This is a genomic window from Enterobacter sp. WPR_3_1, assembly GCF_003635055.1.
GTDB lineage: Bacteria > Pseudomonadota > Gammaproteobacteria > Enterobacterales > Enterobacteriaceae > Enterobacter > Enterobacter ludwigii.
Window position 1 is genome coordinate 73538 of record NZ_RBXU01000015.1, and the last position, 18521, is coordinate 92058.

Sequence of the window (18521 nt, forward strand, 5' to 3'; positions counted from 1 at the left end):
TAAGTGCTAGCCAAATCAGCCGCGCAGCACCTTCAGGCAGCGTTTTAACTGCTCATCAAGGGGGGCTTCAATGCGAATTGTTTCGCCGGTATTCGGGTGAGTGAACGTCAGTGCCGCCGCATGCAGGAACAGGCGTGACAACCCGGTGCCCGCCAGCTGCTTATCAAACTCCCTGTCACCATAGCGGTCATCAAATGCGATCGGATGACCGGCATACTGCGTATGTACGCGGATCTGGTGGGTACGGCCGGTTACCGGGCTGCAGCGCACCAGCGTGGCGAACGCATAGCGCTCTTCCACTTTGAAACGCGTCTCAGACGGCTTCCCTTCCTGATTCACACGGACAATGCGCTCACCGCTTTGCAAAATATTCTTCAGCAAAGGTGCCTGCACCGCCTTAACGTGGGACTGCCAGTGGCCGCGAACCAGCGCCAGATAATCCTTCTGCATCCCTTTTTCACGCAGCTGCTCATGCAGGGAACGCAACGCAGAACGTTTTTTTGCGACCAGCAGCACGCCGGAGGTATCGCGATCGAGACGGTGAACCAGTTCAAGGAAACGGGCTTCAGGGCGCAGCGCACGCAGGCCTTCAATCACGCCAAAGCTGAGACCACTCCCGCCATGGACGGCGGTACCTGACGGTTTATTCAGCACCAGGATATGATCATCCTCATAAAGGATAACGTCACTCAGGGCGGCCACTTTCTGCAACCTGGGTGAAACGACCTCTTCTTCGCGTTCCGCAACACGGACCGGTGGGATACGCACTTCATCACCGGCTTCGAGTTTGTACTCAGGCTTTACGCGTTTTTTGTTAACCCGCACTTCACCCTTGCGCAGGATGCGGTAAATCATGCTCTTTGGCACGCCTTTGAGTTGGGTGCGCAAAAAGTTATCGATACGTTGCCCCGCGTCGTCTTCCGCGATGGCAACCATTTTTACGGCTGGAGTCTCTGTTTTCATGGTTGGCGATTCTAAATATCGTCAGCCATTAGCGCCACTCATTTTTCTATGCTTATATTTACTTTTATCCGGCCTGTCCCCTGTTTCACGCAATCGATTTGGTGGTTATTAAACCAATCACCACCTTGAAGTGAAGAAACTGTGAGTAACCGGGTGATAATTGGTAAAAGTCATCTTGCTATAACCCGGCGAGCAGTGGAATAATGAACTCGTTTTCCGTGTTAAATCCTGGTTAAGTAAGGATCTCGACGGAATGACCAATTTTGTCTGACCGATCATCCACGCAGCAATGGCGTAAGACGTATTGATCTTTCAGGCAGTTAGCGGGCTGCGGGTTGCAGTACTTCCCGGTATAAGGATTGTTCTCTGGAGAGTTCTACCCAGGCAATTCCCCTGATAATTGCGCTGTGTTTCCGTATGAAATACAGGCAACCGACACTCTGCGCCTCTTAAGCGAGCGACAACCGTGAGGTTGGCGACGTGAATAGACACGAGGCCATCGGTTCATACCCCGGAAAGCGTCACCTTGCCCGCAGCTTTGTCGTCAATGTAAGAATAACGAGTAAGTTACGATGAAAAGAATGTTAATCAACGCAACTCAGCAAGAAGAGTTGCGTGTCGCCCTTGTGGATGGGCAGCGCCTGTACGATCTGGATATCGAAAGTCCTGGACACGAACAGAAAAAAGCGAACATTTACAAAGGTAAAATCACCCGCATTGAACCAAGCCTTGAAGCTGCATTTGTCGATTACGGTGCTGAGCGTCACGGTTTCCTCCCTCTGAAAGAAATCGCCCGCGAATATTTCCCTGCAAACTATAACTCCCATGGCCGCCCAAACATCAAAGATGTGCTGCGTGAAGGTCAGGAAGTCATTGTTCAGATTGATAAAGAAGAGCGTGGCAACAAAGGTGCCGCACTGACCACCTTTATCAGTCTTGCGGGAAGTTACCTGGTCCTGATGCCAAACAACCCGCGTGCCGGTGGTATCTCTCGCCGCATCGAAGGTGATGACCGTACCGAGCTGAAAGAAGCGCTGGCAAGTCTTGAGCTGCCTGACGGCATGGGGCTTATCGTGCGTACCGCAGGCGTCGGCAAATCTGCCGAAGCGCTGCAGTGGGACTTAAGCTTCCGTCTGAAGCACTGGGAAGCAATCCAGAAAGCGGCAGAAAGCCGCGCAGCGCCGTTCCTGATTCACCAGGAAAGCAACGTGATTGTGCGTGCCTTCCGTGACTACCTGCGTCAGGACATCGGTGAGATTCTGATCGATAACCCGAAAGTGCTTGAGCTGGCGCGCCAGCACATTGCTGCGCTGGGTCGACCGGATTTCACCAGCAAAATCAAACTGTACACCGGTGAAATCCCGCTGTTCAGCCATTATCAGATCGAATCGCAGATTGAATCCGCTTTCCAGCGTGAAGTGCGTCTGCCATCCGGTGGTTCTATCGTTATTGATACGACCGAAGCGCTCACCGCCATCGACATCAACTCCGCACGTGCTACGCGCGGCGGTGATATCGAAGAGACCGCCTTCAACACCAACCTTGAAGCCGCTGATGAAATCGCCCGCCAGCTCCGCCTGCGTGACCTGGGTGGTCTGATTGTTATCGACTTTATCGACATGACCCCGGTTCGCCACCAGCGTGCGGTTGAAAACCGTCTGCGCGAAGCGGTACGTCAGGATCGTGCTCGTATCCAGATTAGCCATATCTCACGCTTCGGCTTGCTGGAGATGTCCCGTCAGCGTCTGAGCCCTTCACTCGGTGAATCCAGCCATCACGTCTGTCCGCGCTGCTCCGGTACCGGTACCGTTCGTGATAACGAATCTCTGTCCCTCTCTATTCTGCGTCTGATTGAAGAAGAAGCGCTGAAAGAGAACACCAAAGAGGTTCATGCCATTGTTCCCGTGCCAATTGCGTCCTACCTGCTGAACGAAAAACGTGCGGCCGTCAGCGCAATTGAATCACGCCAGGGCGATGTTCGCTGCATCATCGTGCCTAACGATCAGATGGAAACCCCGCACTACCACGTGCTGCGTGTCCGTAAGGGTGAAGAGACCAGCACGCTCAGCTATCTGCTGCCTAAGCTGCATGAAGAAGAGATGGCGCTGCCTTCCGATGAAGAACCTGCCGAGCGCAAACTGCCAGAGCAGCCAGCCTTAGCGACCTTCATCATGCCTGAAGCTCCGCCAGAAACGGCACTGGAAAAACCCGTGACCAAACCGGTTGCGCCAAAACCAGAAGCCGTTGCGGTCAAAGCCCAGCCAGAACAACCGGGTCTGCTGAGCCGCCTCTTCGGTGCGCTGAAAAAGATGTTTGCAGGCGAAGAAGTCCAGCAGCCTGAGCAACCGAAAGAAGCACCGAAAGAAGCGAAACCTGAACGTCAACAGGACCGTCGTAAACGTCAGAACAACCGCCGTGACCGTAACGATCGTAATGACCGTAACGAACGCCGTGACAACCGTTCGGACAATAATGAGGGTCGTGAGCAACGCGAAGACAACCGTCGCAACCGTCGCGAGAAGCAACCGCAGAATGTTGAAGATCGTGAAATTCGCCAGCAGGCGGGCGATGAGTCTGAGAAGAGCAAACAGCGCGACGAGCAGCAGCCACGCCGTGAGCGTAGCCGTCGTCGTAACGACGAGAAGCGCCAGGCGCAGCAGGAAGTCAAAAACCTGAACCGCGAAGAGCCTGTTGAACAACAGGAAAGCGAGCAGGAAGAACGTACTCAGGTTATGCCGCGTCGTAAGCAGCGTCAGCTGTCACAGAAAGTGCGTGTAGGTGCCCTGCCGGTGGAAGAGACCATCATCGTCCCAGCAGAAGCAAGTGACACTGCACCGGGCACCCAACTGGCGAAAGTGGATCTGCCGGCCGTCGTCGAAAACAACGCTGAGCAAGACGATAACGGTGAAGGCCGTGATAACGCGGGTATGCCACGTCGTTCACGCCGCTCTCCGCGTCACCTGCGCGTCAGCGGTCAACGTCGTCGTCGTTATCGCGACGAGCGTTATCCGACACAGTCGCCAATGCCATTAACCGTGGCGTGCGCGTCTCCTGAAATGGCTTCCGGTAAAGTCTGGATCCGCTACCCGGTTGCTCGTCAGGAGCAGGTTGTGGAAGAACAGGCTGTCACCGAAGAGGTGATTGCCCCGGTAGCCGCAACTGAAGAAGCGGTAAATGAAGCCGCTATCGTGGTTGAGCCACAGGCCGTTGAGTCAAAAGCGCCTCATGCAGTAGACGTTGAAACCACGCACCCTGAAGTGATTGCCGCGCCGGTTGACGCCGCACCGCAGCTTATTGCTGAAGAAGACACCGTGGTCGCTGAAGACGTTGTTGCTGAGGTTCAGCCAGCAGCAGCGGTAGAAGAGACCCCGGACGTGGTTGTCGAAACCGTGACTGAAGACGTGGTTCAGGACGTTGAAATTGACGTCGAACCAGTGCGTGAAGCCGCGAAAGCAGAAGAGCCAGAAGTGAAAGCCGAGCCGGTAATCACAGCGCCGGCCCCTGCTCACGTTGCGACAGCCCCGATGACTCGCGCACCAGCGCCGGAATATGTGCCGGAAGCGCCGCGTCACAGTGACTGGGTCCGCCCTGCGTTCAACTTTGACGGTAAAGGCTCTGCCGGTGGCCACAGTGCAACGCATCAGGCGACGGCACCGGCTACCCGTCCGCAGTCTGTTGAGTAACGACACATAGCGTAAAAAGCCGACCTTCGGGTCGGCTTTTTTATTGCTCGCGTGCCGGCTTTCTCATACCCGCAATGTCCGGCATCACCCTCTTCATCATCTCCAGAAAACGGCGTAAACGCGCCGGATAATAACGCGACCACGGATAAACCAGATGAACCGGGAGCGCGGCGGGCTGCCACTGTGGAAGCAAATGCACTAAGCGCCCTTCCTGGATATCCTGCTTGACCGTCCAGCTTGAAACCATCGCCACCCCTAATCCTGTCAGGGCGGTATTGCGCGCAACATGCAGGCTATCCGTGCTTAGTCGTGGCGCAATGGAGATACGTTTTACCTGCGAAAGATCATCCCACAACTCCACATGTCGCTGATAGAACGTGCTGATGGCAATCCAGGGAAGCGCCTGCAGATCCTCCGGTGTGTGAACCGGCGCAAACTGGTCCAGCAGCGCAGGCGAAGCCACCACACAGCGTGGCACTTCCGCCAGCAGCACGGAGACGGTTGCCGGATCCACCTCTGCGCCAACTCGAATAGCACAATCCAGATTGTCGCTCAGAAAATCCACCGACTTATCGTTGAGCATCCACTCCACCGACAGCTGAGGATAACGCTGCAAAAACTCCGTTAACGGTCTCAGAAGCTGATCCTGCCCAAAGGCGTGCGGTGCACGTACCCGTAACACCCCTACCGGCTCGTCCTCCGTCTGGCCGATTTCATCTTCCAGTGCCAGCCAGCTATCAATGACCCGCCGGGCATGTTGATAGCAGCGCTCGCCGTCATCGGTAAGTTTTGTTGCATGGGTGGTTCGCAATAAAAGCCGTACCCCCAGCAGCGTTTCCAGAGACTGAAGGCGGCGGCTCACCGTGGCCTGGCTCGTCGCAAGCAGTCTTGCCGCCCCGGATAGCGATCCGCTTTCCACAATACGAACAAATGTGCGCATGAGTTCCACCCTGTCTATACGCTCAACTCGCTTCATCATTTTCCCAGCTATACGCCAAACGTATAAGCGTTTTACCACCAGGCCCTCTACCGTCGCAAGGCATAGTGATAAAAAATAGCGGCACACTATGAGTGAGGAACGTCTTATGAACACAACAACTGCTCCCCATGCCGCCAGTCGCTGGGTGATTTTTATGCTGGCTCTGGGGGCTGGCTTTAGCGTCGCATCCATTTACTACGCGCAACCGCTGCTGCCGCTGATAGGCGCCGACCTTCATCTTAGTATTGAAGGGATGGGGCTGGTCCCGACGCTGACCCAGGCAGGCTACGCGCTCGGTATTCTTTTTCTGTTGCCACTTGGCGATCGTCACGACCGCAGGACGTTAATCCTGATAAAAAGCACCGCCCTGGCACTGTTTCTGCTGGGCTGCAGCCTGACCGGGCAGCAGCACTCATTGCTGCTGGCAAGCCTGCTGATTGGTATGGCCGCGACCATGGCACAGGATATCGTTCCCGCAGCGGCTATCCTCGCCCCCGAAGGGAAGCAGGGAAAAACCGTGGGAACCGTGATGACAGGGTTGCTGATGGGCATCTTGCTGTCGCGAACCGTCAGCGGTGTGGTGGGTGAAGCTTTTGGCTGGCGCGTCATGTATCAGCTGGCCGCTGTAAGCATCGCATTTATTGGGGCGGTGATGTGGCGGGTACTCCCGCGTTTTGCCATTCACTCCACGCTGAGCTATCCCGCCCTGATGCGCTCAATGGAACATCTGTGGCGTCGTTATCCGGCTCTGCGTCGTGCAGCACTGGCACAGGGTTTTCTGTCGATTGCCTTTAGCGCCTTCTGGTCAACGCTGGCGGTCATGCTGCTGGAGCGCTATCACCTGGGGAGCGCCGTCGCGGGTGGTTTTGGTATTGCCGGGGCCGCGGGGGCCTTAGCCGCCCCGCTGGCGGGAGGTCTGGCGGACAAGCTGGGCGCCGGAAAAGTCACGCAGCTTGGCGCAGCACTGGTTACCGTCTCGTTTGCCCTGATGTTCCTGATGCCCGCGCTGGGTCTTCATGGACAACTGATTCTGATTGCAGTCTCAGCCATCGGGTTTGATCTGGGGCTGCAGTCCAGTTTGGTGGCGCACCAGAATCTGGTCTATAGCCTTGAGCCTCAGGCCAGGGGGCGTCTTAATGCCCTGCTCTTTACGGTGGTCTTTATCGGCATGGCGCTGGGTTCGGCAGCAGGGAGTAAAATCTACACGCTGGCTGGCTGGACGGGCGTGGTTGCCCTGGCAACGGTATGCGGTGTCATTGCGCTGGCAATACGTCTGATTGAAAGTGCACGCGTCGCCTCCGCACCGGCAGAAATCGCGTAAAAAAAATGCCCAATCCACACGGATTGGGCAGTAAAACATGCCCAGTTTCAAGACATGTTCCAAGAGGTCAAGATGTTATCTGTTCAGCTGGAACAGGGACATGCCCTGCATATCGCTAAACGCTTTATAAGATGCCTGCAGCGCGGCCTGCTGCATGGTGTAAGAGGAGATCGCTGCGTTCCAGTCCACATCAACCAGGTCGCTCATCTGCTTAGTCTGGCCCAGTGCACGATCGTCACCAAGTGTATCCAGCTTTTCAAGCTCGTTCATCTTGGTACCCACATCAGCAACAACAGTAAGGATATTGTTCTGGGAATTTTTGATACCAATTTGAGCATTTGCAATCACCTGAGCTTGCGCAGCTGCAGCTGTCGGATCGTTCTCAATCGGCGTTTTCAGCGAGGCAACGGTGGCATCAAGGATTTTGAACATATTTGTTTCGCCATATCCCCCACCCGGCACTTCCTGTGCATTACTCGTAATGCTCTCGAAAATTTGCTGCCCAGTATGGCTAATTGCCATGTTTCGTGCCGTATCGACTTGCTGAGTGATCGGCTCAAGGCCACCTTTGTAATCCCCGGTAGCAGAATCAAACGGTGCACTTTCTGTTTTATATCCTGCAAAGATAAAACGACCATTACCATCGGCTGTATTGGCCAGGTTCATGAGCTGATCGCGCACGCCCTGGATATCAGTTGCCAGGGAAAGGCGGTCATCATCACTTAATGTCCCATTTGCAGCGTAAACTAATTTCTCACGCACGCTCGATAAGGCGGTGTTAACCTGAGCCAGTACATTATCCTCGAGCGAGACTTTTTGCGTAGCAAACGTACGCGCCAACGCAAACTGGCTATTTTGTGACTGTGATTGTGACAGAACAATAGCCTGCGACGCCGCGATGGGATCGTCCGACGGGCGATTGACACGCTTGCCGGTGGACATTTGTTCACCATAACTCAACCACTTGCTCTGGGAATCGGTGATCCCGCGCATGTTTTGGTCGTACATCATCTGGGTGCTAATACGCATGTTTCACCTCAGCCTTAGCGAATATTAATGATTGCATCAAAGAGCGAGCTGGCAGTTTGTAGAACCTGCGCATTAGCGAGGTAATACTGCTGATAGCGCTGCAAATTGCCGTACTCTTCGTCAAGGTTTACCCCTGAGATCGACTGCTGCTGTTTGGTTAACTGCGTCGCCACATTCGCTTTCGTTTCGCTGCTGGTTTTCAGTGCCGCTGTTGAGCTACCAACGGTACTGACGAGGGAAGCATAAGCATCATTGAAAGACTTATTCCCGCCGACAAGCTTGCTATTTTGCAGATCCAGCAATTTTTGACCGTTGCGGTTGTCACTTTCGCCACCGGCGCTTGTCGATGCCATCGCCAGTTTGGACTCATCATTAAACTTGAGTTCCATGTTTACGATGACATCAGAAACGGGCTTAACAACAAAACTGTCTTTGTTATTCGCGGTACCGCTCACGTTGACATTCAGGCCGTCGAAAGACAGATTGCCGCTCGCATCCGGACTCATCGTGAAACTGGTCTTATCCGACGTACGCGTAATGGTCCAGTCGGTTCCGTTGAACTGCAGCTTATAATCGGTTGCCTGGACTTTAGTACTGTCAGCCACGGAGGCTGTCAGCGCGGCGGTACCTGAATTCTTGCTGTTGGACACAACCGCAGGCGAGCCAAAGTCAAAGAGCTTGCCGCCAGCATCGCCGTTAGCATCAAAACCCGCTTCATGCTGCTTGTTCATCGCGTCAGCAAAGGCCAGCGCCATCTGGTTAAGGCTATTACGCGCTTTATCCAGATCTTCAGAACGGAAGGTGAGTAAACCGCCAAGGGTGCCGGTGGTAATCAGCTTCTCAGGAATTTCGATATTGCCTGTAACATCATCGGTATAGGCCAGCGTTGTACGGGTTGGGTCTGCGCTGGATTTCACCGCAGCCAGCTGGTTCGCTTTGCTCCCCTGTACCAGGCTGTAACCGGTGCCAAATGAGACGTTATACGTGCCGCCATCCTGCACAGAAACTTCAACACCGACAATTTTATTCAGTTCGCTCACCAGCTGATCGCGTTGATCGAGCAGGTCATTTGGTGATGAGCCAGCACCCACGCCGGTCAGACGGGAAATCTGATCGTTCAGGTTCGCAATCTGTTTGGCGTAGTTATTAATTTGATCGACGCTGGCAGAAATCGCGGTATTCACCTGAGAATCCTGATCGCGAAGATACTGATCGTTGGTTTTAAACTGATTGACCAGGCCATCCGCTTTGCCCAGCACCGTCTGGCGCGCAGCCGGATCTTCTGCGTTGCTCACCAGCGTCTGCAGACTTTTGAAGAAGTCCTGCAGCGTGGTAGAGAGCGAGTTGGTGGTATCCGAGAGCACATCGTCGATTTTTGACATTTGCTGATAGCGCGTAGTCAGGCCGCTGCTCTGGGTCTGCGCGGCGCGCAGCTGGTTGGTAATGAATGCATCATACTCACGCTGGACACCGGAGACATAAACCCCGTTACCTACCCAGCCACCGCCGGTCAGCGTGCTGTTCGACGCGCCCAGCACTGTCGTCTGGCGGGTATAACCTGCCACGTTATAGCTTGAAATATTATTACTGACGGTATTGAGTGCCGACTGCGCAGCACTGAGGCCACTCATGGCACTGTTAATCAAACTGGACATGGGGGTTCCTTTTATACGTTCAGACACGAGTCCTGATGAAGGTTATCGGCAGCCTCCACCGGGACTTGAGAACTTTCAGAACAGATTTTCGATATCTGTGCTATAGGCTTTACTGACCTTCTCGCCCATCGATTTCAGCTGCTGAATCATACTGGTGAGCTTACGCGCATAGTTCGGATCGGTGGCGTAGCCCGCGTTCTGCAGTGCCTGAGCGCCCTGCTCCGCGGTTGCCGCCTGTGTAACGGCGGTATAACGCGGATTTCGGCTCAACAGGCCCACATAGTCGGATAAGGCTTCCAGATAGGAGCTATAGACGCGGAATTTGGCTTTAACCTTCACCGCCGCACCGTTTTCATATTCAGTGGTGGTGATCTCGGTGGTCGGCCCCTTCCAGCTCGACGTGGCCTTCACGCCGAAGATGTTAAAGCTCGGATCGCCGTTTTCTTTACGGATCTGCCGCTGACCCCAGCCGGACTCCAGCGCCGCCTGCGCGAGGATCAGGTGATGAGGCACGCCGCTCTGTTCACTGGCAAGACGTGCCGGCAGCGAGAGCTGCGCCAGGAAGTCTTTGCTGTCGCCAGAAAGTGGCTCATCGCTGGTACTCGTGGCCTTCGGTATGGCTTTGCGCACCATCTGCGTCAGGGCCTGATTCTGATAACTGGTCACCGTTTGCAGGTCGAACTTCATCGGCACCTGCTGTGGCTTATCATCCGGCTGGATGCCCTGCGCGGCTTCGGTCTGTTTGACAATCATATCAGCCAGACCGAGGCCTTTCCCGGCGGTCATCTGCTGTGCAATCTGCTGGTCATACATGCTGGTGTAAAGACGGGTTGAATCACTGCTGAACATCCCGTCTTTCGGCAGGGTTTCACGCATGCTTTTCAGCATCATCTGTACAAACATCCCTTCCACCTGGCGGGCGACCGGGCGGATATTCGCCGCCGGGTCCTTACCTGCTTTGGTTTTCAGTTCGTTGAGCGACTGGGCATCCCAGGCAGCACCGGTCAACAGCTTGCTATCGGTCAGCATCAGATGATTTCCAGTTTGGCGCGCAGACAGCCCGCGCTTTGCATGGATTGCAGAATCGACATCAGATCCATCGGCGTCGCCCCCAGGGCATTCAGGGCCCGAACCACGCTATTGAGGTTCGCGCTGGAGCGTACGCTCTGCAGCGACCCACCGCTCTGGCGCAAATCAATCTGCGTTTGTGGCGTCACCACGGTCTGGCCACCCCCGAACGGGGTATCAGGCTGGCTGACGTTGGCGGAACGGTTAACCGTCACGGAGAGGTTACCCTGCGCCACGGCACAGCTGTCGAGCGACACTTCGCGGTTCATTACGACCGAACCGGTGCGCGAGTTGATAATCACTTTGGCATCCTGAACCGGAACATTCACTTCCATATTCTGGATATCAGCCAGCATACGGACCTGGTTGCTGCTGCCGGTAGAAGTACGGATTTGCACGGTACGGGCATCCAGCGCCGTGGCGCTGCCATAGCCGCGGCTACGGTTGATGGTGTCGGCAATCTGCTGCGCCATCGTGAAGTCTTCATTATTCAGCTGCAGGTTAATGGTGTTGCCTGCGCCAAACTGGGTCGGCAGTTCACGCTCAATGATCGCACCATTGGTGATACGCCCGCCGTTCAGCTGGTTCACCTGCACACTGCTGCCGCCCGCAGACGCGCCGGCACCGCCGACCAGAATGTTCCCCTGCGCCAGCGCATAAACCTGGCTGTCGACCCCTTTCAGCGGAGTCATCAGCAGCGTGCCGCCACGCAGGCTTTTGGCGTTACCCATTGACGAGACCACGACATCAATCGTCTGCCCCTGGCGCGCGAACGCCGGATAGGAGGCGGTGACCATGACCGCGGCCACGTTTTTCAGCTGCATGTTGGTTCCCGCCGGGACGGTAATACCGAGCTGGGAAAGCATGTTGTTCAAACTTTGAGTCGTGAATGGCGTCTGGGTGGTCTGGTCGCCCGTTCCGTCCAGACCCACCACCAGCCCATAGCCAATCAGCGAGTTTTCGCGTACGCCCTGAACGCTGGTGAGATCGCGAATACGGTCAGCCTGGGCAAACGTTGCCACCAGCGCCAGCGCCACAGCGAAGATCGATTTAAACATGGGTCACCTCGCTTACATCGGCGATAAGTTAAGGAAGAAACGCTGCAGCCAACCCATATTTTGCGCTTCATTGATGTAGCCGTTACCGACGTACTCGATGCGCGCATCCGCCACCTGGGTGGACGGAACGGTGTTGGTGCCGCTGATGGTGCGAGGATTAACCACGCCCGAGAAACGAATGAACTCAGTGCCCTGATTGATGGCGATCTGTTTTTCACCCACAACGTGTAAATTGCCGTTAACCAGCACCTGGTCAACCGTCACCGTCAGCGTGCCGCTAAAGGTATTGCTGGCATTCGCGCCACCTTTACCGTTAAAGGTATTGCCGCCAGAGGCCTCGACATCAGCACGCGCATTGCCGAACAGGCCCTGCAGATAGCGTGGAACGGTATCGAAACCGAAATTGGTTTTGCCATCGCGGCTGGCATTCGCCGACGAGCTCTTGCTCGCGCTGACGTTTTCCTGCAGCACAATGGTCAACGTATCGCCGACATTACGCGGGCGGCGATCTTCAAACAGCGGTTGATAGCCATAATTGATTGGCTGCGCGGTCTGGAAAATGGAGCCGTTCACCACTGGCGCCGGGCCAGGAACGGGTTGGGCGGTAGTCGCACCCTGCACTAAAGGTTTAGACGGGATCAAGGCACACCCGCTGAGGGTGACAGCCAGAACAGTCAGTATCGGATAACGAAACGCCGCGTTTTTTTGCATTGCCTTCATCTTCGAAAACAGGGAGCCGGCGCGGCGTTGACCGCACCGGGCTACACCTTAGAGTTGCGTCAGTTTCTGCAGCATCTGGTCGGTCGTCGACACTGCTTTACTGTTAATTTCATACGCGCGCTGGACCTGGATCATATTCACCAGCTCTTCCGCAACGTTCACGTTCGAGGTTTCCACATAACCCTGATACAACAGACCCGCACCGTTGAGGCCCGGGGTGCTTTCATTTGGCGTACCGGAGGATTGCGTTTCGGTGTAGAGGTTCTCACCAATGCTTTCCAGACCGGTGTCGTTCATGAAGGTGGTCAGGTTTAGCTGTCCAACCTGAACAGGTGCGGCCTGCCCCTGCTGCGTCACACTCACCACGCCGTCACGCCCGATAGTAATACTCAGGGCATTCGCCGGGATGGTAATCGCAGGCTGAACCTGGAAACCACCCGCCGTCACCAGTTGGCCATTCTGATCGACCTGGAACGATCCGTCGCGGGTATAGGCAGAAGTACCGTCAGGCAACTGCACCTGGAAGAACCCCTGGCCTTTGATTGCCACGTCTTTGCTGTTGTTGGTCTGAGACAGGTTGCCCTGGCTATGCAGACGCTCGGTGGCTACCGGACGAACACCGGTACCAATCTGCAGACCGGATGGCAGCGTCGTTTGTTCAGAAGACTGCGCTCCCGGCTGGCGGATGGTTTGATAAAGCAAATCTTCGAAAACGGCACGCTGACGCTTGAAACCATTGGTGCTGACGTTTGCCAGGTTGTTGGCAATCACATCCATGTTGGTTTGCTGCGCGTCCAGGCCAGTTTTCGCGATCCATAAAGAACTGATCATAAGGAGTCCTGTTAACTCATAGCCAGAAGTTGGTTAGCCTTGCCCGCGTTCTCATCAACGCTGCTGATAATCTTCATCTGCATTTCAAAACGACGGGCACTGGCGATCATGTCGGTCATCGCTTCGACCGGCTTGACGTTACTGCCTTCCAGAACGCCGGACATCACGCGGATGCTCGGATCGGCCTGTAACGTGGCCCCCCGAGTGGCCTGGGTCGCCTGGGTCAGACGGAACATCCCGTCATCGCCACGCTGCACCTCTTTGCCTTCCGCCTTCACCAGCTTCAGACGCCCGACGGGCGCAACGGTATTGGCCGGATCGCCCGGGTTCAATGCCGAAATGGTCCCGTCGGCCGCGATAGTCAGCTCAGACCCTTCCGGCACCGTCAGCGGACCCGCTTCACCCATTACCGGATGCCCCTGAATCGTCAGCTGGCCCGTGGCACTCACCTGGATGTTACCGTTACGGGTATATCCTTCACCGCCGTCAGCGGTCTGCACCGCCAGCCAGCCGTCCTGTTGCAGGGCAACGTCCAGCGGGCGTGAGGTGTAATCCATCTGGCCTGGCGTCATATCCGCACCCGGCGTAGAGGCCGTAACCAACGTACGCGTCGGCAGGGAGAGCCCTTCCACCGGGACCGCACGCAGCGCATTAAGCTGCGCACGAAAGCCCGGTGTAGAGGCGTTTGCCAGGTTGCTGGCAGTAACAGCCTGCTGATTGAGCGTCTGGCTTGCCGCGCCCATCGCGGTATATATTGCGTGATCCATTGCGCTTTCCTGTCAGCCGCTTAACGCAGGTTAACCAGCGTGTTGAGGATCTGATCCTGGGTTTTGATGGTCTGCGCGTTCGACTGATAGTTACGTTGCGCGACGATCATGTTCACCAGTTCTTTACTCAGATCCACGTTAGACGCTTCCAGCGCACCGTTGGTCAGCGTACCGAAGTTACCGGAGCCCGCAGTACCCAGCAGCGCCACGCCGGAAGACTGGGTGGCAGACCAGACGTTATCGCCTTCAGACTTCAGACCTTCGTTGTTGGCGAAGTTAGCCAGCACGATCTGGCCCAGGGCCTGGGTCTGTTCGTTGGAGTAGTTACCCACCACGGTGCCGTCGTCGTTAATCTGGTAGCTCACCAGATCACCCGGTTTGTAACCGTTCTGGTTGGTTGCCACGATGTTATTCGCGCCGGTGTTCTGCTGCATGGAATTGGCGAAGCTCATCGCAAACGTGGCTGGCGTTGCACCTGGAACTGTGCCGGTGGTGATATTGATGCTGCCGCCGCCAGTCAGTACGCCGCTGGTGTTGAAGGTCAGCGTGGTCGCCAGGGATGGCGTGCTTCCTGCAACGCTGCCGTCCTGGGCATAGACTTTCCAGGAGTTTGCCGGAGTCGCGTCTTTAACGTAAAACAGGTTCATGTTGTGCGCATTACCCTGGCTGTCAAAGACCGTCACCGTCCCTTTTTTGTTGTAGCTGTCAGGGTTGGTCGGATCAAAGGCCGTGGTTGGCGCGGTGTCAGTGGAGTTCAGGTTGATCTGCTGGGACGCGGTGGTGGTGGATTTCGCCGCCATCAAGGTCGTTGGGATATTGATCGCCTGCGGGTTAGCGCCGGTCTGAACCGTTGGCGGGGTACCCGCAACAGGATAACCGGTTAATTGCAGACCCTGCATGTTCACCAGGTTACGGTTTTCGTCCAGTTTGAACTGACCGTTACGGCTGTAGAACACAGAGCCGTTGGAATCGACCATACGGAAGAAACCGTTCTGGCTGATGGCGACGTCCAGACCACGACCGGTGTTGGTCGTCGTACCGTCGGTAAAGTCCTGAGTGATGCCCGCAACTTTCACGCCCAGACCCACTTTGGAACCGGCAAACATATCTGCAAATGAGGCAGAACCGGATTTAAAACCATAGGTCGCGGAGTTGGCGATGTTGTTGCCAATGACATCCAGGTTGGTGGCCGCAGCATTCAGGCCGCTGACCGCTTGAGAAAAGGCCATGACTTACTCCTGATAAGTGTTAAGGCTTAGATAATCTGCCGAACTTCGTCGAGCGTGGTGGTACCCGAGGTACCCAAATCCAGTTTGTTACCGCCGGCGCCTTTAATCACGCCCTGAACCAGCGCGAACTGCAGCGGCTGCGCCACCAGTTGGGTGGTTCCGTTGCTGGCGCTGATCGCCACTTTGTAAGAACCGTTTGGTGCTTTCGTGCCGTCGGTCAGGCTGCCGTCCCAGGTAAAGGTGTGTACGCCTGCCTTCAGCTCACCAATCTCAATGGTGCGTACCACTGCCCCGCTCGCATCGCTGATCGTCGCAGTCACTTTGTCAGCCGGCTGCTGCAGCTCAACGCCAAACGGCGTGGTGGTCGTGGTTGACGTCCCCTCGGTAGTGCTGGTGCCGGCAAGGATCGTGGTCCCCGGGATCATCACCCCATGACCAATCAGATTCGCAGCCTGCAGAGACTGGCTGTTGTCAATCTGACCGGAAACGGAGCCAAGGGTGGTATTGAGTTTTTCAATGCCGCTGACGGTACTGATCTGTGCCAGTTGCGTGGTCAGCTCGTTGTTCTGCATCGGATTGGTGGGATCCTGGTTCTTCAGCTGCGCCACCAGCAGCGTCAGAAAGCTGCTCTGCAGATCGGACGCGTTACTGCCCGTCAGGGCGTTGGAACCCGTCGAACTTTTGGCGCCATTAACACCTGAGTTCGTGGGATCATTCACATTTACGGCGATGGACATGCATGTCTCCTTTACTGGCCGAGAGTGAGTGTTTTGAGCATCATGCTCTTCACGGTATTAAGCACTTCGACGTTTGCCTGGTAACTGCGTGACGCCGACATGGAGTTCACCATCTCACCCACCACATCCACGTTAGGCATTTTTACGTAACCGTTCGCATCTGCCAGCGGGTTGCCTGGCTCATACACCAGCTTGTCCGGTGCCTGGCTCTCAACCACATCAGAGACTTTCACACCGCCGGTGGCCGCGCCTGGCGCTGCATCGACCTGAAAGACGACCTGTTTCGCACGATAAGGCTGACCGTCTGGTCCGGTCACGCTGTCGGCGTTCGCCAGGTTACTGGCGGCTACGTTCAGACGTTTGGACTGCGCGGTAAGCGCCGAGCCGGCGATATCAAAAATATTCAGCAAGGCCATTTATCAGTTGCCCCCCTGCAGGACGTTCATCATGCCTTTGATCTGTCCGCCGAGAACGGTCAGGCCTGTCTGGTACTTCAGGCTGTTATCGGCAAACTGTGTACGCTCCCGGTCCATGTCCACGGTGTTACCGTCGAGTGAAGGCTGGTCGGGAATGCGATAAAGCAAATCGGTCGTTGGTGCGGTCATCGTCTGAGCCGGAATATGACGTGAGGAGGTCAGCGCGAGCGCGACACCGCTCCCTTCTGCGCGTCCACGCTCCATCACTTTTTTAAGCTCACTGGAAAAATCAATATCGCGCGCCTGATACCCTGGCGTATCGGCGTTAGCGATATTGGCGGCTAAAATTTCCTGCCGCTGGGCACGTAAATTGAGCGCTTCCTGCTGAAAACGTAACGCGGCGTCGAGTTTATCGAGCATGTCTCCTCCGCTGATGGCAAAATTTCAGTTCACAGCTTAAATCTCAACCCATCCGCCTTATCGACGGAATAAGCGCAAAATGCGTCGCTATTTATTGCGTTGATGAAAAACCACTGCAGGTAGAATTCACTCAATTCTGGAAACGGTGGAACTTGCGATGCAAACGTTAAAACGTGGCCTGATGGCAACTTTCTTGCTTTTTAGCCCCCTGGTGCAGGCGGATGGTTTACAGGATCAGCTAAACACCTTTTTTGCCCAGAAGCTGGCGGGCTTTAGCGATGAAGTTGTCGTCACGGTACGCACGCCACCAAATCTGTATCCCTCCTGTGAGCAGCCGTCATTTACCGTGACCGGCACCACCAGACTGTGGGGGAACGTGAACGTGCTGGCACGCTGCGCCAACGAAAAACGGTATTTACAGGTTGCAGTCCAGGCGACAGGCAATTATGTTGTCGCCGCTGTCCCCATTGCCCGGGGTACCGCACTGCAGGCCAACAGCGTGACGTTGAAACGTGGCCGTCTGGATCAGCTGCCGCCACGGACAATGCTTGAAATTAACCAGGCGCAGGACGCCATCAGCCTGCGTGATGTCGCACCGGGCCAACCGATACAGCTGTCGATGCTGCGCCAGGCGTGGCGCGTCAAGGCGGGTCAACAGGTGATGGTGGTGGCCAATGGAGATGGCTTCAGTATCAACAGTGAAGGGAAAGCGTTAAACAATGCCGCGGTGGCACAAAATGCCCGCGTCAGAATGTCTTCAGGGCAGGTGGTTAGCGGAACCGTCGATTCTGATGGGAATATTCTGATTAACCTATAATCTTTTTAAAGATTTCGCTGCAGCTGCCGATAAATATTCAACTATTGATGATGTCAGGCGCCAACGCCGCGAACCCTCGATGAGGACAACACTATGAGCATTGATCGTACATCAGCCCTGAAGCCGGTAAGCGCTGTACAACCTCGCGAAACGAATGACGCTACGCCGCAGAAAACGCGTCTGGAAAAACCGTCAACGTCTAACAGCACCAGCGTAACCCTGAGCGATGCCCAGGCAAAACTGATGCAGCCAGGCGGCAACGATATCAACATGGAACGTGTTGAAGCGCTGAAAACGGCTATTCGTAACGGCGAGCTGAAAATGGACACCAGCAAAATTGCTGACGCCCTGATTCAGGAAGCGCAGAGTTTCTTACAGAGTAACTAACCGTATGAGTCGACTGTCAGAAATACTGGATCAAATGACGGTTGTCCTGAACGACCTGAAAACGGTAATGGACGCTGAGCAACAGCACCTCTCTTCCGGTCACATCAACGGCAGCGCGTTGCAGCGTATTACTGAAGACAAAAGCTCGCTCCTGGCGACGCTGGATTACCTTGAGCAGCAACGTCGCGCTGAGCAGGATCCTAAGCGCAGTGCTAACGACGATATCGTTGAGCGCTGGCAGACTATTACAGAAAAAACCCAGCACCTTCGCGATCTCAACCAGCATAACGGCTGGCTGCTTGAAGGTCAGATAGAGCGTAATCAGCAAGCGCTTGAGGTGTTAAAGCCGCATAAAGAAACCGGGCTGTACGGTGCGGATGGTCAGACAGCGACGGCCCGTATTACGGGCGGGAAAAAGATTTCGATTTGAAGCATAAGCGA

At 55.4% G+C, this 18521-nt stretch carries 18 protein-coding genes; 5 read left to right on the top strand and 13 right to left on the bottom strand.

The annotated features are described in order from the left end of the window. Nucleotides 1-15: 15 nt before the first annotated feature. The gene (gene rluC, locus BJ887_RS21205) at nucleotides 16-963 is read right to left on the bottom strand and encodes a 23S rRNA pseudouridine(955/2504/2580) synthase RluC (RefSeq protein WP_014169568.1); all 948 of its coding nucleotides are present in this window, start codon (nucleotides 961-963) and stop codon (nucleotides 16-18) included. Nucleotides 964-1535: 572 nt separating this feature from the next. Between rluC and rne the strand changes: the two genes are divergently transcribed. Next, the gene (gene rne, locus BJ887_RS21215) at nucleotides 1536-4646 is read left to right on the top strand and encodes a ribonuclease E (RefSeq protein ID WP_121340393.1); all 3111 of its coding nucleotides are present in this window, start codon (nucleotides 1536-1538) and stop codon (nucleotides 4644-4646) included. Between the two features lie 40 nt (nucleotides 4647-4686). Here rne and BJ887_RS21220 read toward each other — a convergent pair whose 3' ends face one another. Beyond that, nucleotides 4687-5622, bottom strand: a complete 936-nt coding sequence (locus tag BJ887_RS21220) for a LysR family transcriptional regulator (RefSeq protein ID WP_049022668.1) — start codon at nucleotides 5620-5622, stop codon at nucleotides 4687-4689. 109 nt (nucleotides 5623-5731) lie between these two features. On the opposite strand from BJ887_RS21220, the gene BJ887_RS21225 reads away from it, so the two are divergent. After that, nucleotides 5732-6946 (top strand): MFS transporter, encoded by a 1215-nt coding sequence (locus BJ887_RS21225; protein ID WP_121340395.1) that lies wholly within the window; start codon nucleotides 5732-5734, stop codon nucleotides 6944-6946. 75 nt (nucleotides 6947-7021) lie between these two features. On the opposite strand, the gene flgL is transcribed toward BJ887_RS21225, so the two are convergent. The 11 genes from flgL to flgB all read right to left on the bottom strand — a co-directional run bounded on the left by flgL (nucleotide 7022) and on the right by flgB (nucleotide 16876). Beyond that, complete coding sequence (gene flgL, locus BJ887_RS21230) at nucleotides 7022-7975, bottom strand: flagellar hook-associated protein FlgL (RefSeq protein WP_050736632.1); 954 nt, start codon at nucleotides 7973-7975, stop codon at nucleotides 7022-7024. A gap of 14 nt (nucleotides 7976-7989) precedes the next feature. Next, nucleotides 7990-9630 (bottom strand): flagellar hook-associated protein FlgK, encoded by a 1641-nt coding sequence (gene flgK / locus BJ887_RS21235; RefSeq protein WP_050736631.1) that lies wholly within the window; start codon nucleotides 9628-9630, stop codon nucleotides 7990-7992. A gap of 75 nt (nucleotides 9631-9705) precedes the next feature. After that, nucleotides 9706-10659, bottom strand: a complete 954-nt coding sequence (gene flgJ, locus BJ887_RS21240; RefSeq protein WP_063214591.1) for a flagellar assembly peptidoglycan hydrolase FlgJ — start codon at nucleotides 10657-10659, stop codon at nucleotides 9706-9708. Then, a complete protein-coding gene (locus BJ887_RS21245; RefSeq protein ID WP_014169561.1) occupies nucleotides 10659-11756 on the bottom strand; it encodes a flagellar basal body P-ring protein FlgI in 1098 nt (365 codons plus the stop codon). The genes flgJ and BJ887_RS21245 overlap by 1 nt, the downstream gene beginning before the upstream one ends. A gap of 12 nt (nucleotides 11757-11768) precedes the next feature. Next, the gene (gene flgH / locus BJ887_RS21250; RefSeq protein WP_023311139.1) at nucleotides 11769-12467 is read right to left on the bottom strand and encodes a flagellar basal body L-ring protein FlgH; all 699 of its coding nucleotides are present in this window, start codon (nucleotides 12465-12467) and stop codon (nucleotides 11769-11771) included. A gap of 57 nt (nucleotides 12468-12524) precedes the next feature. Continuing rightward, nucleotides 12525-13307, bottom strand: a complete 783-nt coding sequence (gene flgG / locus BJ887_RS21255; RefSeq protein ID WP_008500810.1) for a flagellar basal-body rod protein FlgG — start codon at nucleotides 13305-13307, stop codon at nucleotides 12525-12527. A gap of 11 nt (nucleotides 13308-13318) precedes the next feature. Beyond that, nucleotides 13319-14074, bottom strand: coding sequence for a flagellar basal body rod protein FlgF (locus BJ887_RS21260; protein WP_014169559.1), 756 nt, complete (start codon nucleotides 14072-14074; stop codon nucleotides 13319-13321). 20 nt (nucleotides 14075-14094) lie between these two features. Next, nucleotides 14095-15303 (bottom strand): flagellar hook protein FlgE, encoded by a 1209-nt coding sequence (gene flgE, locus BJ887_RS21265; protein WP_014169558.1) that lies wholly within the window; start codon nucleotides 15301-15303, stop codon nucleotides 14095-14097. A gap of 26 nt (nucleotides 15304-15329) precedes the next feature. Then, nucleotides 15330-16040 (bottom strand): flagellar hook assembly protein FlgD, encoded by a 711-nt coding sequence (gene flgD, locus BJ887_RS21270; RefSeq protein WP_014169557.1) that lies wholly within the window; start codon nucleotides 16038-16040, stop codon nucleotides 15330-15332. A gap of 11 nt (nucleotides 16041-16051) precedes the next feature. Continuing rightward, a complete protein-coding gene (flgC, locus tag BJ887_RS21275; protein ID WP_013097138.1) occupies nucleotides 16052-16456 on the bottom strand; it encodes a flagellar basal body rod protein FlgC in 405 nt (134 codons plus the stop codon). A gap of 3 nt (nucleotides 16457-16459) precedes the next feature. Beyond that, a complete protein-coding gene (gene flgB / locus BJ887_RS21280) occupies nucleotides 16460-16876 on the bottom strand; it encodes a flagellar basal body rod protein FlgB (protein WP_014169556.1) in 417 nt (138 codons plus the stop codon). A gap of 157 nt (nucleotides 16877-17033) precedes the next feature. Here flgB and flgA point away from each other — a divergent pair, with 157 nt between their 5' ends. The 3 genes from flgA to flgN all read left to right on the top strand — a co-directional run bounded on the left by flgA (nucleotide 17034) and on the right by flgN (nucleotide 18510). Beyond that, complete coding sequence (gene flgA, locus BJ887_RS21290; RefSeq protein WP_047366234.1) at nucleotides 17034-17693, top strand: flagellar basal body P-ring formation chaperone FlgA; 660 nt, start codon at nucleotides 17034-17036, stop codon at nucleotides 17691-17693. A 93-nt stretch (nucleotides 17694-17786) separates the two neighbouring features. After that, on the top strand, nucleotides 17787-18080 hold the full coding sequence (gene flgM / locus BJ887_RS21295; RefSeq protein WP_014169554.1) for a flagellar biosynthesis anti-sigma factor FlgM: 294 nt from the start codon (nucleotides 17787-17789) through the stop codon (nucleotides 18078-18080). Between the two features lie 4 nt (nucleotides 18081-18084). Beyond that, a complete protein-coding gene (flgN, locus tag BJ887_RS21300; protein WP_025204463.1) occupies nucleotides 18085-18510 on the top strand; it encodes a flagella biosynthesis chaperone FlgN in 426 nt (141 codons plus the stop codon). Nucleotides 18511-18521: the final 11 nt, after the last annotated feature.